Source organism: Nostoc punctiforme PCC 73102, from assembly GCF_000020025.1.
GTDB classification, from domain to species: Bacteria; Cyanobacteriota; Cyanobacteriia; order Cyanobacteriales; family Nostocaceae; genus Nostoc; species Nostoc punctiforme.
This window is the reverse complement of the sequence record NC_010628.1, coordinates 2,833,138-2,850,384: the sequence shown is the minus strand read 5'-3', so window position 1 is coordinate 2,850,384 and position 17,247 is coordinate 2,833,138. Positions and strand designations below refer to the sequence as shown.

The following is a 17,247-nucleotide window of genomic DNA, read 5'->3' as shown; positions in this document are numbered from 1 at the left end:
TGGCCAGCATCACAACTATCACGAATATTCCTATCGTTCTCAAGATCACGGTGTCCCTCCTCCCCCTGCTGGAGCTGCTGCTGGCACATGCTCAAAGCTCAAGACGACTCGGCGATTACCCCGGCGATTTGCTTCTGTATCTTGGTTAGTAGTGGCATCAGGGGTAAAGTCTTCGGTTGAACCAGAGCCGATAGTAACAGCACTAATTTGAGCTTCAGCTACACCCTTAGCACGCAGGGCTGCTCCCACTGCCTGCGCTCTGCGTAAAGATAGATCCAGGTTGTGCCCAGATGCACCGCCACGCCTGTCAGCAAAGCCTTCAGGAGTTACTTTGACATCAGGGAATCGCCGCAGGTAGTCTAAGAATGTATCAATCTTGCCTGTTTCGCTGGAACTCAGTTGGTCGCTGTCGAAATCAAAGTAAAAAATGACTGGTTCATGTACGTAAAAATCCTGGTGCTTCTGCAAAGCTGCATCAAAGGTGGCGGATTGACCATCTTGTGCTGATGCACGATCGTTCTCAACTTTGCCAGCACGGATTTGGAAGCCCCAATGAAGCGCTCCGTAAGTTGTCATGGTGTCTTCTCCTTTAGCCACCGTCTGAAAGTCGAAGTTGAACTCACCAGCCCCTCCGGGAGCATCGGTTAGTTCTGCTGCTTTGATATCAGTGGGGTCATCGGAGCGTTTGTAACCAATAGTGGCTCCGCTTGCACCACTAGAAGAGGGCCGTGAAAGTCCAGGGGTTGCGGGATTGGGTTGGGCTGGGTCGTTGCCAAAGGGGTACTGGGCAGGTAATGCACTTCCGGCTGGGGCATTGGTTCCTGTACCACCATGAGCAGGTGCATCATTATGCAGCGCATCAGTGAAATATCCGCCTTCAACTCCCGTGGTTGCATCAGCAGTGGTACGGAGGCTAGCACCACTAGCAGCAGGTAAAGACTGAGGTTCGACATTTGTACCTGTAGCATTTGTCAGACGGACAATCTGAATCAGTCCAATCTGGTTAGAGTAGGGAGCAGTGGTTTTGGGTTTAAAACGAATAGTAATCGGTAGACTCGCGCCGTTGGGTGTGGCATTTACTTCAAAAATTCCGTGTGTCAGGTCGTATGTGGGGTTAATTGCCCGTTGAATCAATTTTCTCTGGGCTGTTCCTGTCTGCTGCACCACATGAGTCAGTTCATGGGCGGTTAATGCATCATTACCTGGTGACTTACCCGCACCAAAGAAAATGTTTTGCTGGTGCGTAAATGCCTGGGCATTTAAATCCTGATTCATTTGTACCGCTTGAGTACCTGTATGTACGCGTACTTGACTAAAATCTGTACCAAAACGTGGTTCCATGAAAGAACGCACTGTATCTGGTAACGGGCTTCCTCCACCTTCACTGCTGTTTAGGCGACTCTCAAAGTTGTCCCCAGTTTGGAAGCTGTCATTGGTAGCGAGTTGTAGCGATCGCTTAGTTTGTAATTCTTCTTCTGGTAAAATCTCTCTTTGGATAGGTGCATTAATAAGTTTCGTTTGTAGTTCCTCTTCCTCTTCTGGCATTGCCTCCCGTTGCACTAAAGGAGTTATGGCAGAGGCTAGAGGCTTAGTTTGCACTTGGTCTTGAGTCTGTGTATTCTGTAAACCTATTGGCTCTGGTTCAGCCATTCGCATAATCCGATCGGCAACTCGATCGGCTTCCTGCTCATAATGGTCGTCTGGCGCACCAACGGTGAGTTTTGCCTGGGGACGATGCAAAGATATGCGACTAATATCATGACTAAGGGGCTGTTGTTTGACGGCTTCTGGTTCCAAAAATTGCTCATCAGCAGACTGCACTTCTTGAAGCTCAGTTGATGCCTCAGTTAGTCTTTGAATTGGAGGATTATTTGTTTGTAAACCAAAGCCACGCATTGGAGAAGCCAGCGTGGGAATAGTTGATGAGGTAAGGGACGGATTTAGAACAGTGGATATACCTGCTTTTTGGTGCTGAACTATGCGTAGATGCCCAGAAGCTTGTTGTCCGTCATTGCTCATATCACCCTTCCTTCATTTATGGCTCAACCAAGGCATATTGATAACACACATCATAAAATTTATCTAATTGCGATCGCTATGGACTTAAGTGGAAATTATTTTGTAATGCGATCGCACATTTTACTAAAGCTATAAATTCACCCTAAAACGAGTTGGAACATTATTAATTGTCTGCACCACCAGAAGTAGTAATCCCAGCCGCCGTTGCTTGTTTCTCGATAATGGGTCGCCACCACCCATCACCATCTAAAGCGCAGACATATTTATCAACCTGGTTCGTAACTGCCTCTGTGCCAACAGGTTCTGTCGATGGAGGATTCGTCTTATTCTGTGCCCACGCTACCTTCATGGCAACACCAACTCCTTTCACCGCCTCCACAGCTAGCGAGGCAGAAGCATCAAAGAGCGGGTGGTCGGGAGCATCCTTGGCAAGCTCTGAGTGAGTGGGGCCAGTCAAACCTTTGGCTTTCGCCTCTTTAGTGGACTCCGCCACTTTTTTCTCAGCATAAGCATCTAATAGTTTTTGTCCTAATTTACTTTTCGCCACACTGACAACTGCTGCCAAATCCGCTGCAATTACTGGGAAGAGTGTAAGTAAGGTAGCCATAGTCCCGGCCGTAATTACAACCATACCACCTTTAATCGCAAAGCCAGCTGCTTTAAGAATGGCTTCGGCATCCTGTTCGCCCATTTCTTCACCTGCGGCTTTGCCTGCTCTAGCACCGGATACACCACCGGATACACCGCCAACTACACCACCAACTTGCTCGCCAATTTCTTCACCCACAACTTCGCCAAGAGTACCAAAAAGCCCGCCGATTTTCCGACCTGCCGCCCCGCCTGTTCTCGCACCGCTAGCAGTACCTTTAACTGCTCCTTCTACACCACCCACTACTGCACCTATCCCACCTTCAACAGTACGGAAGATTGGTTTAACTCCCATCTTCTCACCTAACTTATTGGCAAGAACATCTGCTGTAATGCCTCCTTTCATCATCAAGCCTTTTACTAAGGCTACAGTTAAAGCCCCACTCTCTAGTTCGGTTTTGAGTAATTCAATTTTACTAACCATGTTGTTAGCACCTGCAACATAAGTGCCACTGATAATTTGGGGTAGTCCTTTTTTATCTAATCCACCCACCGTTGCTGTACCTATCCCTAAAGTTGTCTGGGACATCTTAGCCATCAGAGGCTTATATTTAGCTGGGTTTTCCTTCGCCAGTACCCAGATGGCTGCTTCAGTAAAGTTGGTATGAGAAAAATAATCTTCTATAGCATGTAAAGCACTACTCATCTCCTCCCGTCCCTCTGATGTATCACCTTTTTTGATTGCCTCTACCAATTTTCTCTTAGCCATAAACTTGCCGCGCTCAATATAAGCTGGCAGACGATTCTTTGCTGCGGCAGCTTTGATCTCGGCATAGGCTGCATCAGCTGCTTCTTGGTCTTTCTTTTGGGATTCGGATAGTTGCTTTTTATTTTCATTACGAGCATCAACATCCTTTGCGGTGGTTGTTGAAGTCGGATCTTCAACGGTATTACCTCCGTCGGGATTATCCATGTGTTCTGAAGGAACATAGGTTCCCAGTTTACTCTGGTCGATTGGCTTGCCAAATTCCCCCATTCCCAGCAGTTCCACCAAAGGAAACATATCTGGGCCGAGTTGTGATAAATCACGCATCCAATTACCTAGATAAGCCTCTGCTGCTTCGTCGGCAGTGAAGCCAGCTAATATCAAGCCTTTTTTCTCTATTGAGCCATGTCCTGATTCCCCTGCCTGATAGCGCTGAATAACCTTATGGCTTGCTGCATCACCAGTTTGCTGCACCAAATGAGTCAATTTATGGGTAGGAGCCTTCCCCGCATCAAAGTAAACATCTTGCTTGTGCGTAAATGCCTGAGCATTCATCTCCGCTTCTTGTTCGTATTTGTCTCCAGGCTGACCAACGGTAAGTTTTGGCTGTGGACGACGTAATGATATGCGACTTATGTCGTGACTAAGGGGTTTTTCTTTGATCGCTTCTGGTTCTAATAATTGCCCATCAGCAGACTGTGCCTCTTGAAGCTCTGGGGCTACTTCAGTTACTGTTTGGAGCGGGGCAGTATTGATTTGTGAACCAAAGCCGTGTATTGGGTTCGCTAGTGTCGGAATACCTGGTGAGGCAAGCGACGGATTCGTAAAAGTTGATGCGGCTGATTTCTTGCGCCCAATTATGCGATCGCTCATCTCACCCTACCTTAGACTCACAAGGCGTATTTTTGAAACGAATTATACACTTTGTCTAATTGCGATCGCTATCGACTTAAGTGGAAAGTATTCTGTAATGCGATCGCTCATCTCACTTTTAGCTATACTAATACGACAAAAATTGCTTAAATTTTAGCGATTGTGACACGAAGTTCGTCTTATTATCGATAATAAAGCTAACCCTTCACCAATTTACCATTGTACTCTATTAGTAAATCGTAACAATATTTTTAACTATGACTACGCAAACACTACCTCCACTAGAAGTTTATCAAGGTCAGTTTGGGGAATTTACAATTACTCAGAGCGATCGCACTGGCGTAATGATCTACCGCGCTGGCTTAATGGTAGCAGCAGTCAGCTTTGCTATAGGCAGCGCTTTGATTTTGTTCAACAATAACCCGACTGTTGTAACTGCACTTACACCTTTATATGCTTGTTTTAGTCTCGCTCTTGGTGTAAGTTTATTTACCATTCATATCTACATAGCATCACTGCATCGAATGTTACAAATTTTTTGGGCGCTCGGTAGTATGGCATCAGTAATTCTGGCAATCTCTAGTACTCAACCTTTAGCTCTGACTGTTTACAATCAGCCTCTTACCTTATTTGGGGTTGGTTTTATTTTCGTTGCTTTGACAGGGATTTATTTTAAAGAGGCTTTTTGCTTCAATCGCTTGGAAACTAAAGTATTAACCCTAATAGTACCGCTGCTGTTATTAGGACATTTGGTGGGAATTTTACCAACTCAGGGGGAAAGTGTTTTATTAGGAATTTGGGCAACGTTGTTTTTGGTATTTGCTTTGCGAAAGACAGTACAAGCAATTCCTGCGGATATTGGAGATAAATCTGTATTTACTTACTTGAAAGAACAACGTCTAGCTAAAATTTAATGCAGGCAAAAAACCGTCGGCGTAAAAATTTTCCAAAAATAAAACTAATAAAACGCCAAGAAATGTGGACACTTACGGCTCAGGGGTGGGCGATTGCGATCGCTTTGATTGCTTATTTAATATTTTTCGCTATTACTCATGTACACTCATTTCTCGCCGTGACTTCCCCGATCAAATCAGCAGAAGTATTAGTTGTTGAGGGATGGCTACCAGATTATGCCATACAACAAGCTTTAACTGAATTTAAAAACGGTTCTTATAATCTAGTAATTACTACAGGAGGATCGATAGAAAAAGGAAATTATCTTAGCGAATATAAAAGCTTTGCAGAAGTATCAGCTGCTACCTTCGAGAAACTCGGTTTAGAATCAGAGAAGGTAGTAGCTGTTCCGACACCAAACGTAATCAAGGATCGTAGTTATGCATCTGCTGCTGAATTTTATCGCTGGCTATCCGATTCCAATTTAAAGCTACAATCAGTTAATGTTTTTTCTTTGGATGTTCATACCCGCAGGAGTTGGTTGCTATTCAGAAAAATACTTACACCTAAAGTCCAAGTTGGTGCGATCGCAGCTAAAACACATGATTACGATCCAAACAAATGGTGGGTTTCTAGCCAAGGTGTGCGGGCAATTATTGATGAAGGCATCGCTTATATTTATGCGCGGTTTTTGAGTTGGAAAGCCTAAAGGTGATAATTCGTAATTCGTAATTCGTAATTCGTAATTTCGAGTTACGAATTATGGACTTTCAAGCAAAAAATATTTAACTTAATCGGGGACTTTTGACAAGACACAAAATCATCTTATTTTTCCAGGATTTGTAATAATGCTTGTCGATAAATTTTTAGACCCTCAGCATTGAGATGGTCGCCATCGCTCGTCAAATTCTCTTTAAGAACATTATTCTCATACAATGGTGCTAATCCTGCTGCTGCAACTGGCACTTTTTCTTTCTCAGCGACTTGATTAATTAGAACATTAATTTGTTCAACTTTAGGAAGTGGAGCTGATACAGTTGGATCTAAGCTGGCTGCAACTGTTGAATAAAAAGCCGGAATTAGAAAAATCTCTTTATTTCCCATTGTTCTAACAAGTGCGATCGCCTCTTGGAGATTTTTGGTAAACAATTCATCATTAATTCCATACCAAGCATCATTACCACCTACGGCAATAATAGCTTTTTCGCATCTAACTTTAGTAGGAATTAAACTTTTCAATTGTTCCAGTAATGAGATTGTGCTTAGGCCATTTAACCCAAAATTAAAAGTGCCACTCCCAAGGGTATTACCAAGTCCAGCCGAAATAGAATCGCCAAATAAGCACCCTGAAAACTGTTTATCTTGGGCGGCGAGTATTTGATATTGCAGTGCAATTTTTCCAAAAGGTGAAGAACTTACATTGTCTTTCGGTGATGCATCAGCAGAATTAGAAGAGGAATTTGCTAGTCCAACTAGCTTAGAAATTTTTGACACGTCAACAACTAGTTGATTACTAGGATATGCTTCTAAAAAGCTGATTAATCCTAGACCTTCTGGTGATTTTGCTCCGATGATAATGGCAGAACGTAGGGCTTGTATACTGGCTCGATCGCGGCGGGCGATCGCACCAGAAGCAAAAGATAAAATTTGCTTGCCCATTCCTGTGTTTATCAGCTTATCTAAAGCCACAATATCAAGCGACATTTTCACTTGAAGGGCTTCTTGAAACTTCTCTTTCTCTTTAGCGCTGAGGTAATCTAAGAAAGATTGCAAATCGCTAGAAGCCTTTTGCTTCTCGCCATAGTTGCGTATATCTGCCACCGGGATCGATTGCTCAAACAGCCCGTATCTGACAGTAACTTTCTCGGCCGCCAAACTAGGCAATAAACCAAGACCACTATGCACCAGTAAAAATATTAAGCACCCAGATAGGCTTATTAAAAGACGATAGAAATATTTCATCACAGAAGATCGGAAGATAGATAGTCAATAGTTAATAGTCAAGAGTCAAGAGTCAAAAGTCAAGGGGAATTGGGGATTGAGCATAGAGAAGAGACAAGGTAGACAAGAAAGAGGGGGGAGACAAGGGAGAGATTTATTCAATAATTCTCCCTTGTCTCCCTTGTCCCCTTATCTCCCTTGTCCCCCTTGTCCCCACCTCCACATCAACAGCCAACGCTAATTTGGGAAAATTTGGGAATACTCAATCCAGTAGGCGTGAGGATGAAACCGTGGTACAAGAAGGCGCATATTGGATAGCTTGGGCGCAAATTTCGGGAATTGGCCCGGTATTATTGCGACGACTGCAACAGCATTTTGGCACGCTGGCAACAGCTTGGAACGCTACCAAGGTACAGTTAGGAGAAGTGGAGGGTTTTGGTTTTCAGACCCTAGAAAAAGTAGTACAACAGCGATCGCGTTTGCACCCAGAACAACTATTCACCAAGCACCAGCAAGAAAATTCCCATTTCTGGACACCAGCAGACACAGATTATCCCCGCTTACTGCTTGAAACTCCCAGTCCACCGCCGATTTTGTACTATCGCGGTGAAGTCGAACTCCAAGAAAATCTCGGACAAAAACCGATGGTTGGGATTGTCGGCACACGCCAACCCTCAGAATATGGCATCCGTTGGACTCGCCAAATTAGTACAGCTTTGGCTAAAAATGGCTTTACAGTTGTTTCTGGAATGGCAGAGGGAATTGACACAGAAAGCCACATCGCTGCAATGAAAGCAGGTGGACGCACGATCGCAGTTTTAGGAACTGGTGTAGATGTGATCTATCCACATAAAAATCGGGATTTGTACAAGCAAATTTTGACGGCTGGATTAGTTGTAAGTGAGTACCCCACAAAAACCCCACCCGATCGCACGCACTTTCCCCGTCGCAACCGAATTATTGCGGGTTTAAGCCGCGCCATCCTCGTAATAGAAGCGCCTTTAAAATCTGGTGCTTTAATTACAGCTACTTACGCAAATGAATTTGGTAGAGATGTCTATGCCTTACCTGGAAGAGTAGACGAGCATCCATCTCAAGGGTGCTTAAAGTTACTTAGTCAGGGAGCTTCTTTGATTGTCAAGGAATTAGATGAACTGTTAACAATGCTGGGAGCAATACCACAAATTGATAGAGTCGAGACTTCCACAGCGCCAGAACAGTTAATGCCAACTTTATCGCCAGAATTGCAAACGGTAATGGATGCGTTTACAAGTGATGCTTTACCCTTCGATTTTATTGTTGAACAAACCGGCATGGCTGCTGGCTCAGTTTCGGGTGCTTTGTTACAGTTGGAACTTATGGGTTTAGTTTTGCAACTACCAGGGATGCGGTATCAAAAAAGTTAAGAGTTAAAATTTCCTAATTTTGTCCACAGCCAACCTTCAGGCAATTCTATGAATTCGTTACTCATGTAAACTACAAACTCTTCTAAGTTTAACTTCTTCCTCCGTGTCCTCTGTGCCTCTGCGGTTTATAAATCATTTATTTAACCACAGAGGCGCAGAGAACGCAGAGAAAAGAGATTAAAGAGCAACTTATAATAACTCTTATTCTTTGCAAACGAGACAATATTCATAATCTAAATCAGCAACGTGAAAAAATAATTCCCATCAGTCAGAACTATAGAGATAAGTATCATGGTTTCCTGCCGCATCAGCAATGCCGAAGTCTAATGACCAATAACTAATCAATTCATAAGTTCATTACAACAATTGTTGCAATGATTTAAATGTTTCTTATATATGGAAGAGTATTTGTTGCAAAGTATTAAGCATTTGCTACAACTGATTATACTTTTGAAAGAAATACTTAAGCGTTTCTTATATATGGAAGAGTATTTGTTGCAAAGTATTAAGTATTTGCTACAACTAATTATATCTTTGCAAGAAATACTTAAGCGTTTCTTATATATGGAAGAATATTTGTTGCAAACGTTTGAATTTTGACAATTAGTGTTTGAATTTGAGCAATGACTATTTGGTTGATAGTTTCGGGTATAGCAATCTTATTTGATTTGCAAACAGAAATTGTAACTTCAATTGCGATCGCTAGCCTCTACAGAGTAGACTTTGTGATTTTAATTTAGTGCAGCGCTTGCATACCGCTAATTCCCCCAGCTCGCTGTCTTATCCAACGATACGCCGACCTACTTATCTTTGAGGATAATACTGTTGATTCATAACTGGAGACTGATAACCATTTGCCGGCACAGTACTTCCCATCCCATTAGGTACAGGACTGATAACAGGGGGCTGATAACCACTCATGGGTACAGTACCTGTCGTACTGTTGGGTACAGGATTCCCAATCTGGGGCTGATAACCATTTGCGGGTATAGTACTTGTGGTACTGTTGGGTGTAACAGCATTTTGGCTAAACTCTTGGTAGGCAGCACGAGAAATTGAGCTAATCAGTTTTTCGGCGCGAGGGTCGTTTTCGGGGCGTTGTACCATGACGCTAGCTATATAGCGCTTGCCAGTGGGAACAACAATTAAACCTGTGTCTGCCAGCATAGTACCGATATCGCCCGTTTTGTGGAATGCTCTTGCGCCTGTTCCCAAACCCGATGGTAGTAGAGTGTCCCTTTGGGTGCGACGCAAGATATCGAGCATGAGATCGCGTGATGGCATACTGACTAAATTTCCCTGACTCACAATAGCCATCAAATTCGCTAATTCTTTGGGACTAGTAGTATTTGTCCCTTGTAAATCTGGCAAGCTATTACGAATTGTTGTGGTTGTCAATCCCCAAGTGCGGAAACGCTGGTTTAACGCCTCCATCCCTCCTAGCCGAGCAATCAGCATATTTGTCGCCGTGTTGTCGCTGATTGTAATCATTTTAGTGACGACTTCCAGGGCATTATATTTGGTTCCGGCTGGTTTTGACCCCATATCTCCAGAACCGCCAGCGACCATATCCTGTTGCATGGTCAGCATTTCATCAAGGCGAATTTTCCCCGCATCCACATCCTGGAAAAAGGCTAGTAGGATCGGCACTTTAATTGTGCTAGCTGCGGGAAAACTGGTAGAGCCATTGACATCTACATAATTGCCAGTGTCCAAATCTACCAAGAAAACACCGGGTGCAAGATTTGGGTAGTTCGCTGCCAAATTTTGCACGGCATTTTTCAAAGAGATAAGTTCCTGAGATAGATATAGGCTCGAAGATGCAGTTGGGGGAGCTTGGGTAGGTTGTGGCTGCGATCGCGCCACATTACTATTAGATTGAGGTGCAGAAGTTGTACTGATGCGATTAGCCGGGTCTAATACTGACAATACCGTGCCTACAATTGCACCCATCCCAATACCCACAATCAACAAGCGCACAACATACAACATAGTTTTGGCCATTGGCTTTAATCGGGTTTTCCGCGATGTTCGCTTTCCGACCTTTGGCTTTTCCATCCGCACTGTTTTCACCATCACAGCACCTGGTCGAAAGGGAGGAATTTTCCCTTTTACAGTTGGTATTGGTTTTACTGCTGTTGGCATGACTAATCCCGATTTTACCCTACGTGTAGCACCAGGGCTTGGGGGGGGAGCAACGCGATTTTTGGAGCGTGCTAGCGCCGCTTCTCGTCCATTGGCAGCTTGCTGCTGGCTATTAGCTTTAACTTTCTTTTGCGCCACTTTTTGAACTTTTTGTGGACGTTGGCGGCGATTTAGGGGTTGTCGCCGCGAGAAAGCTGTTAGTTCGTCACTTGACTCTGACACAGTTACTCCTTGTGACCGACTTGACTGTTTTCTTGCAGACTCCTGACCCAAAACTTAATTTTTAAGCAATATTAATACTCAAATTCCACTTTGCCACTAAGTAGCGTTTTTGTGTTTAGTTTAAGCCATATTAAATATTTTGGGGGGTGATTGCGTATATATTAAACGAATAATTACAAGTTTTCACCATCCCTCTGGTTTTTCAAAGCCCATTCTACCTGCTGCAAAATTCCTCGCAGCATGGCTACTTCCCCAGTTTTCAGGTGAGCGCGATTATATAGTTGGCGAAATTTTCCCATGCGACTAGCTGCTGTATGAGGATATACATAACCAATTTTCAGTAATAGTGATTCTAATTGCTGGTAGTATCCTTCTAAAACATCTAAGGGTGCAAGTTCTGTTTGGGTTATGGTCTGAGTATCAAATTGTTGGGCAGATTGTGACAATTCATAACAACAGATTGCCACAGCAGTAGCTAAATTTAGGGCTACATAATCTTTACTGGTGGGAATACCAACAAACCTCTGGGCATAATTTAATTCTTCATTGCTTAATCCCCGGTCTTCCCTGCCAAAAATCAGCGCTGTGGGTTTTTCTGGTTCCTCCAGTAACCAGGGTAGTGCAGTACGTGGGTTTTCTAAAGGTGTTTCTAAACTGCGAACGCGACCGGTGGTAGCGATCGCCCGTACACATCCATGCAATGCTTCTGGTAAGGTTGCCACTAATACCGCAGATTCTATAATTTCTTGAGCATGAACAGCCATCATCAAAGCTTCCGTCGAGAGCGGATCGCATTGGGGGTTCACTAATACTAAATTATATAACCCGAAATTTTTCATTACCCTGGCGATCGCCCCGATATTTATCGGCCCAGCTGGTTCTACCAACACAATTCTTAATCCAGCTAAGCTCATTTTTTGCCTCCTGCGATCGCACCATAAAATATTTTTAGGTTAACTCTCAGCGTTGTAGTTCTGCTGAAGAGTTTTCTTGAAATCATTTTACCTGTTTGACGCACTCACCCCTAGAAGGGGTGGAATTCAACCACTTATGTGAGATGCTAATTGATGATTAGTGAGTTTTGCCAATGTCTGTTGTTTCTGCCATCACTGTTACTGTTCCCGCCACAACTGCTAATTTGGGGCCTGGTTTTGATTGCATCGGTGCAGCTTTAAAGCTTTACAACGAGTTCAGATTCACTCGCCTAGAAGAAGGTGGACTAATTATTCATGTCAGTGGTACAGAAGCTGAACGAGTCCAAACTGATGAAAGCAATCTCCTCTACCAGGCGTTTGTCAAATTCTATCAGCATATAGAGCAAACGCCGCCGACTGTGAAAATAGAGATTAAGTTAGGTGTCCCACTGGCGAGGGGTTTGGGTAGTTCGGCGACAGCAATTGTTGGTGGATTAGTTGCTGCAAATCAACTTGAAGGTGCTACTCTTTCTCAGTCGCAGGTGATGGAGTTAGCGATCGCAATGGAAGGACATCCTGATAATGTAGTGCCAGCTTTGCTGGGAGGATGTCGTCTGGCTGCTACCAGTGGCACAGCTTGGGAAATTTGTGATGTTCCCTGGCATAAAGATGTTGTACCAGTTGTGGCTATTCCTAATTTTGAACTTTCCACTTCAGAGGCGCGGGGTGTTTTGCCAACTGAGGTGAGTCGCGCTGATGCGATTTTCAATACGGCACATTTGGGGTTACTGTTGCGCGGCTTGGAAACTGGTAACGGACAATGGTTAAAGACAGCTTTGCAAGATAAGTTGCATCAGCCCTATCGGAAAGCTTTGATTCCTAGTTATGATGCTGTCAACATTGCCGCTGTTAGTGCTGGTGCTTATGGTATGGTAATTAGTGGTGCGGGGCCGACACTGTTAGCTTTGGCGGATCAATTACACTCAGAGGCGGTGGAGGCGGCGATGTTAGCTGCTTGGCAAGAAGAAGGAATTACAGCCGAGGTGCGATCGCTTTCTCTCGATACCCAAGGCGCAAAAAGTTTTTAAGATTTTACTCAGCACTTAAAACTCGATTTATGGAGCAAATTCAGGCTGAAGTGGCGGCGCTTAACTCTCAAATTGAAATTCTTTTAGAAGAACGCGCTGCACTCACTATTAATAATGTTATCTCTAGCGAGAATGATTCACCCCAGGCAATGGTTGAAGCATATCGCCGTCAAGCCAGGGAAAATGCCCAGTTATCAGTTGAACTCCAAGGCATTGATGCTGCGATCGCAGCTTTGGAAGTCCAAATCAAACAAAAACAAAATAAATTAGTGCGTTGGCAAGTTGAATCAAAACAACTTACCCAACAGCAGCAGCTAGAAGAAGCAAAAGAAGTGGCACAGGTTCATGCTCAACGCATTAATCAACTGGCTGGAGAATTGGCGGCAGAAGTCCGTTTTCTTAAAGCTTGTGCCAATGAACTGAGTCCAATGTATTGGCAGATTTATTACAAGCCTTTCATTACTGGGTTCAAAACAATCTCCGTTCCTTATGTCCGCTCTGATTTAGAAGTGTGGACAATTGTCAACCGGATTGTTTAATTCTGTGAGCTACAGCATTAAGCGAAAACACATCTAATTTGTATAACCAAATTTAATCAAACTTTTGTGGGTTAGGCATATTACTCTATTGGCAAATTGGGCGAGATATTCTTCAACAACAACAGGGATGGGGTGCAAAAGTTATCGAACGTCTCGCCAGAGATTTAAAACAAGCTTTCCCAGAGATGAAGGGATTCTCAGCACATAATCTGAAGTATATGCGGGCTTTTGCTGAAGCTTACCCAGATGAGCAAATTGTGCAACAGCTTGTTGCACAAATTCCTTGGGGGTACACAGAAACGTTAATCGCCTCTGGAGACATCGACAAGAGCATGGGTGGAGAAATCCCTCCAAGTAAGTCGGGTCGTGGAAAGAGGAAACCCAAAGAGCGATCTTTGGAATCCCCCGCTATATCAGGTACTCCTGATTAGCGGTGGGAGGATGTCAATGCTTAATAAATTTCCAAGTTCCGCTACCACTATCTCTATCTGCGCCAGCAGCCGTTGAGACACACAACAAATTTCCATCACAACCTCTACCTCTGGTATCTAAGTAACCTCCTTGACCATTACCATAACCATTCACAAGTTGAACAGGCTGATCTTCACGTAAGTCATTTGAAGATTTGTATTTAGAAATTATTTTCCAGGTTCCGCTACCACTATCTCTGTTGGGGTTGTTGGCTGTAGAGACACACAGTAGATTCTCAGAACAGTTTCTTCCCCGCGTGTCTAAGTAACCACCAGCACCTCGATCGTATTGATTTTGCAGGTAAACGTCATCGAGCGACTCAACAACTCCTGTTTTGCCAGTTTTTGATAGAATCTTCCAAGACCCACTACCGTTATCTCTGTTGGGGTTGTTGGCTGTAGAAACACACAGCAGATTCTCAGAACAGCCTCTTCCCCGCGTGTCTAAATAACCTCCTTGCCAATTGTCGTAACCATTAACGAGCTTGTATGTTTGTCCATACCTGAGTTTTTGGTTTGCTGAATGTGCCTGACTCGAATTAACATTGGTAACACTGAATATACCTGTTGTTAACAATAAGACAGCACCCATTGTTGCTTTGACAAGAGTAGATTTCTTCATAATAAATTGCTCCTTGTTTTCACTAATAATTGTTTCAAGATTTTCTGAAAGGTCTGCTTGTTTTGGCTTTGACAAGAGTCGGTTTTTCTTGAACACTTTCACTCTATTAGTAAAATTTCTAGGAGTCGATGAGGATAAGTTAGGGAAAGTTAAGGAATTGATTTTTGCATTTCGCCTTTGTATAGCACCTTCACACTACCCCAACATAGAGAAATTCGTACTTGATTTATTACTACTTTATAGACTACCGTTAAGTAAGAATATCCTTGCTACTGTTTGGTAAGACTATGCAAGTTGAAAAATTATCAATTTCTTTACCAGCGTCCCTGGTGCAATTTATTGAAGGTTACAAAGTAGCTCATGACTGTAAATCTCGCTCCCAAGTCATTGAAAAGGCATTGCAGTTGTTGCGAACACAGGAACTAGAAGAAGCTTACCGAGAAGCATCTGCTGAAGTTGAGAATGATTGGGATATCACGATTACAGATGGATTAACCGATGAAGCGTGGTGATATTTATTACGCTAATCTCAGTCCGGCTGTAGGCTCTGAGATGGATAAACGCCGCCCAGTGCTGATAGTCAGTAATGATGCCAATAATCGTGCAGCTAGCACGGTAACAATTTTACCGCTTACATCCAATGTTAGCCGTGTTTACCCGTTCGAGGTTTTACTGAATCCAGAGAATAGTGGTTTACCATTAGCTTCCAAAGTACAGGCGCAGCAGGTACGAACAATTTCTAAGCGAAGGATTGTGTCAGAGGTGGTAAATAGTTTAAATGAAGAGTTGATGCAATTAGTAGATGCTGCTCTCAAACTCCATTTAGGGTTGGAGTGAATGCCAAAGAAAGTTGGAAAGGATTGTATCTGTAGGTTTATTGTAGAAACTGGACGGTACAGTGCCAATTCGTATGTACCACAAAAAATTTTATGCCGTACTTTTATGGGAAATCAACTAAGATTTGTTCTGAAACTGCTTTTACTATCAGCTTTGTTATCACTATTAATTAAGTATGTGGGGCCAAGTCTATCAATTCCGACGACAGGAACCAACGCGCTAATTATAGTATTGTTGCCGATTGTGATTATAGCGATCGCGCTACTATGGCGATTTCAAGCACAGAAACAAAATTAACTGAAACGATCTACGCACAAGTGACTAAAATCAGCTAACCTAGCTGAATTACAACAAAATTGCATCTCGCCAACCGTTGGGAGTTAGCCTGTGAACCTCGGTCAATGGATCGGCTTAATCGCCATAGTTCTTTCTTTATACATCCTGTGGCAAATCCGGGAAGTGCTTTTGCTCATGTTTGCCGCAGTTGTGTTAGCCACGACCTTGAATCGGCTAGCAAAACGCTTCCAACGCTTTGGGATGAAGCGTGGATTCGCCGTTCTCCTGGCAGTAGCTATCTTTTTCGCAGGCATTGTGGGTTTTTTCTGGCTTATTGTCCCACCATTTGCACAGCAGTTTCAAGAACTAACCTATCAGGTTCCTAAAGGGTTTGGGCGCTTTAATACTTGGCTTGATGCCCTGAGAACTCACATTCCTAACGAGTTAGTTCCCTACATCCCAGATATCAACAGCCTCATTCAACAAGCACAACCATTCGTCAATCGTCTGCTGGGAAATTCCTTCGCCTTTGTATCTGGCTCTTTGGAAGTCGTTCTGAAGATTTTGCTGGTGTTGGTTTTAACAGGAATGATGTTAGCCGATCCTCTAGCCTACCGGAAAGTATTTGTGCGGCTTTTCCCCTCATTTTATCGGCGGCGGGTGGAAGGAATTTTAAATAAGTGCGAAGTCTCTTTGGAGGGATGGATTACAGGTGCTTTCATTGCCATCTGTGTAGTGGGGGTAATGAGTTTGGTTGGTTTATCAATTTTGGGTGTAAAGGCAGCACTCGCTTTGGCGATTTTAGCGGGATTTTTTAACTTGATTCCCAACCTAGGCCCAACGATGAGTGTAATCCCAGCAATGGCGATCGCTTTCTTAGATGAACCTTGGAAAGCGATCGCTGTCTTGATTCTCTACTTTATCATTCAACAGGTTGAGAGCAATTTCATTACACCTGTGGTGATGGCGCATCAAGTTTCATTGCTGCCCGCCATAACCTTAATTGCCCAACTATTTTTCGTTACTTTCTTTGGCTTTTTAGGATTATTTCTAGCACTACCCCTGACTGTTGTAGCTAAGATATGGTTGCAAGAAGTTTTAATCAAAGATGTTTTAGATGAATGGGGAAATAATCAGAAAAAAGAGACTGAGTTTGTGATGGTTTCTGAATCTCCTGAAGTAGAGGACTATTGGATAGCAGATAGTCCTGATGTTAATCGGGAGAAACGGATTGATGATGATATTTTACAAAAAGAAGATTAACCAATTTTGGATTTTGGATAAAGGTAAGTAGCTAGGCGGAAATAAATTAAAGTTTCTATAGGACCCATGTCGGTTAACAGATTGTTTGTCGCTTTAACAAATTAATGTCGTCCGATATAAACTGTTAAAATCCAGTCGGCTTAAGAGCTGATTCGTAAAGAAAATCTTAAGGATACTCATCTCGTTACTAGGTCGGAGTTTCAGCGAATAACTGCTTGATTGACTCAAATTTCTGCAACCCGTGCAAGACAAGTACTTTACTTGAATTTACAAATTAGCTCTAAGGAGTTGTAATTTTTTGAGCATCGCTCAAGACACGGATTAGCGAGTGCTTCAACAACTGAAAACCATATGATGTAAGATTTTTCTTTCGATGACATTAGT

At 43.3% G+C, this 17,247-nt stretch carries 16 protein-coding genes; 10 read left to right on the top strand and 6 right to left on the bottom strand.

Annotation, left to right across the window (positions count from 1 at the left end; all coding sequences use genetic code 11):
- Positions 1–45 precede the first annotated feature (45 nt).
- Positions 46–2,019: an eCIS core domain-containing protein gene (locus NPUN_RS37525; protein WP_012408889.1), complete on the bottom strand. Its 1,974-nt coding sequence runs from the start codon at positions 2,017–2,019 to the stop codon at positions 46–48.
- Between the two features lie 163 nt (positions 2,020–2,182).
- A complete protein-coding gene (locus tag NPUN_RS11580; protein WP_012408888.1) occupies positions 2,183–4,246 on the bottom strand; it encodes an HET-C-related protein in 2,064 nt (687 codons plus the stop codon).
- A 257-nt stretch (positions 4,247–4,503) separates the two neighbouring features.
- Here NPUN_RS11580 and NPUN_RS11575 point away from each other — a divergent pair, with 257 nt between their 5' ends.
- Both NPUN_RS11575 and NPUN_RS11570 read left to right on the top strand, forming a co-directional pair.
- A complete protein-coding gene (locus NPUN_RS11575) occupies positions 4,504–5,160 on the top strand; it encodes a DUF2301 domain-containing membrane protein (protein WP_012408887.1) in 657 nt (218 codons plus the stop codon).
- A complete protein-coding gene (locus tag NPUN_RS11570) occupies positions 5,160–5,849 on the top strand; it encodes an ElyC/SanA/YdcF family protein (RefSeq protein ID WP_012408886.1) in 690 nt (229 codons plus the stop codon). The genes NPUN_RS11575 and NPUN_RS11570 overlap by 1 nt, the downstream gene beginning before the upstream one ends.
- Before the next feature lie 116 nt (positions 5,850–5,965).
- On the opposite strand, the gene NPUN_RS11565 is transcribed toward NPUN_RS11570, so the two are convergent.
- Positions 5,966–7,045 carry an SGNH/GDSL hydrolase family protein gene (locus NPUN_RS11565; RefSeq protein WP_234711087.1) on the bottom strand — a complete coding sequence of 360 codons (1,080 nt, stop codon included), beginning with the start codon at positions 7,043–7,045 and terminating at the stop codon, positions 5,966–5,968.
- 326 nt (positions 7,046–7,371) lie between these two features.
- On the opposite strand from NPUN_RS11565, the gene dprA reads away from it, so the two are divergent.
- Positions 7,372–8,487, top strand: a complete 1,116-nt coding sequence (gene dprA, locus NPUN_RS11560) for a DNA-processing protein DprA (protein WP_012408884.1) — start codon at positions 7,372–7,374, stop codon at positions 8,485–8,487.
- An 804-nt stretch (positions 8,488–9,291) separates the two neighbouring features.
- Here the strand turns inward: dprA and NPUN_RS11550 are convergent.
- Positions 9,292–10,854: a serine hydrolase gene (locus tag NPUN_RS11550; protein WP_012408882.1), complete on the bottom strand. Its 1,563-nt coding sequence runs from the start codon at positions 10,852–10,854 to the stop codon at positions 9,292–9,294.
- 173 nt (positions 10,855–11,027) lie between these two features.
- Entirely contained in the window at positions 11,028–11,768 is a 741-nt protein-coding gene (locus NPUN_RS11545; protein ID WP_012408881.1) for an RNA methyltransferase, read from the bottom strand.
- 173 nt (positions 11,769–11,941) lie between these two features.
- Between NPUN_RS11545 and thrB the strand changes: the two genes are divergently transcribed.
- The 3 genes from thrB to NPUN_RS43195 all read left to right on the top strand — a co-directional run bounded on the left by thrB (position 11,942) and on the right by NPUN_RS43195 (position 13,826).
- Positions 11,942–12,856, top strand: coding sequence for a homoserine kinase (gene thrB / locus NPUN_RS11540; RefSeq protein WP_012408880.1), 915 nt, complete (start codon positions 11,942–11,944; stop codon positions 12,854–12,856).
- A gap of 29 nt (positions 12,857–12,885) precedes the next feature.
- Positions 12,886–13,395, top strand: coding sequence for a hypothetical protein (locus NPUN_RS11535; protein ID WP_012408879.1), 510 nt, complete (start codon positions 12,886–12,888; stop codon positions 13,393–13,395).
- A gap of 77 nt (positions 13,396–13,472) precedes the next feature.
- Positions 13,473–13,826, top strand: coding sequence for a DUF1016 N-terminal domain-containing protein (locus NPUN_RS43195; protein WP_336884949.1), 354 nt, complete (start codon positions 13,473–13,475; stop codon positions 13,824–13,826).
- A gap of 13 nt (positions 13,827–13,839) precedes the next feature.
- On the opposite strand, the gene NPUN_RS37520 is transcribed toward NPUN_RS43195, so the two are convergent.
- Positions 13,840–14,487 (bottom strand): hypothetical protein, encoded by a 648-nt coding sequence (locus NPUN_RS37520; RefSeq protein WP_012408878.1) that lies wholly within the window; start codon positions 14,485–14,487, stop codon positions 13,840–13,842.
- Positions 14,488–14,774: 287 nt separating this feature from the next.
- Between NPUN_RS37520 and NPUN_RS11520 the strand changes: the two genes are divergently transcribed.
- From NPUN_RS11520 to NPUN_RS11505, 4 genes are all read left to right on the top strand, one after another.
- Entirely contained in the window at positions 14,775–14,999 is a 225-nt protein-coding gene (locus NPUN_RS11520; protein WP_012408877.1) for a ribbon-helix-helix domain-containing protein, read from the top strand.
- A complete protein-coding gene (locus tag NPUN_RS11515; RefSeq protein ID WP_012408876.1) occupies positions 14,986–15,324 on the top strand; it encodes a type II toxin-antitoxin system PemK/MazF family toxin in 339 nt (112 codons plus the stop codon). The genes NPUN_RS11520 and NPUN_RS11515 overlap by 14 nt, the downstream gene beginning before the upstream one ends.
- Before the next feature lie 105 nt (positions 15,325–15,429).
- Positions 15,430–15,621: a hypothetical protein gene (locus NPUN_RS11510; protein WP_041566096.1), complete on the top strand. Its 192-nt coding sequence runs from the start codon at positions 15,430–15,432 to the stop codon at positions 15,619–15,621.
- A 90-nt stretch (positions 15,622–15,711) separates the two neighbouring features.
- The gene (locus NPUN_RS11505) at positions 15,712–16,863 is read left to right on the top strand and encodes an AI-2E family transporter (RefSeq protein WP_012408874.1); all 1,152 of its coding nucleotides are present in this window, start codon (positions 15,712–15,714) and stop codon (positions 16,861–16,863) included.
- Positions 16,864–17,247: the final 384 nt, after the last annotated feature.

What these genes read in the sequence shown, in the direction of transcription:
- NPUN_RS11575 (WP_012408887.1), top strand. Translation starts at nt 4,504, where the DNA reads ATGACTACGCAAACACTACCTCCACTAGAAGTTTATCAAGGTCAGTTT.
- thrB (WP_012408880.1), top strand. Translation starts at nt 11,942, where the DNA reads ATGTCTGTTGTTTCTGCCATCACTGTTACTGTTCCCGCCACAACTGCT.
- NPUN_RS11545 (WP_012408881.1), bottom strand. Translation starts at nt 11,768, where the DNA reads ATGAGCTTAGCTGGATTAAGAATTGTGTTGGTAGAACCAGCTGGGCCG.
- NPUN_RS11535 (WP_012408879.1), top strand. Translation starts at nt 12,886, where the DNA reads ATGGAGCAAATTCAGGCTGAAGTGGCGGCGCTTAACTCTCAAATTGAA.
- NPUN_RS11515 (WP_012408876.1), top strand. Translation starts at nt 14,986, where the DNA reads ATGAAGCGTGGTGATATTTATTACGCTAATCTCAGTCCGGCTGTAGGC.
- NPUN_RS37525 (WP_012408889.1), bottom strand. Translation starts at nt 2,019, where the DNA reads ATGAGCAATGACGGACAACAAGCTTCTGGGCATCTACGCATAGTTCAG.
- NPUN_RS11570 (WP_012408886.1), top strand. Translation starts at nt 5,160, where the DNA reads ATGCAGGCAAAAAACCGTCGGCGTAAAAATTTTCCAAAAATAAAACTA.
- NPUN_RS37520 (WP_012408878.1), bottom strand. Translation starts at nt 14,487, where the DNA reads ATGAAGAAATCTACTCTTGTCAAAGCAACAATGGGTGCTGTCTTATTG.
- NPUN_RS11520 (WP_012408877.1), top strand. Translation starts at nt 14,775, where the DNA reads ATGCAAGTTGAAAAATTATCAATTTCTTTACCAGCGTCCCTGGTGCAA.
- NPUN_RS11510 (WP_041566096.1), top strand. Translation starts at nt 15,430, where the DNA reads ATGGGAAATCAACTAAGATTTGTTCTGAAACTGCTTTTACTATCAGCT.
- NPUN_RS11580 (WP_012408888.1), bottom strand. Translation starts at nt 4,246, where the DNA reads ATGAGCGATCGCATAATTGGGCGCAAGAAATCAGCCGCATCAACTTTT.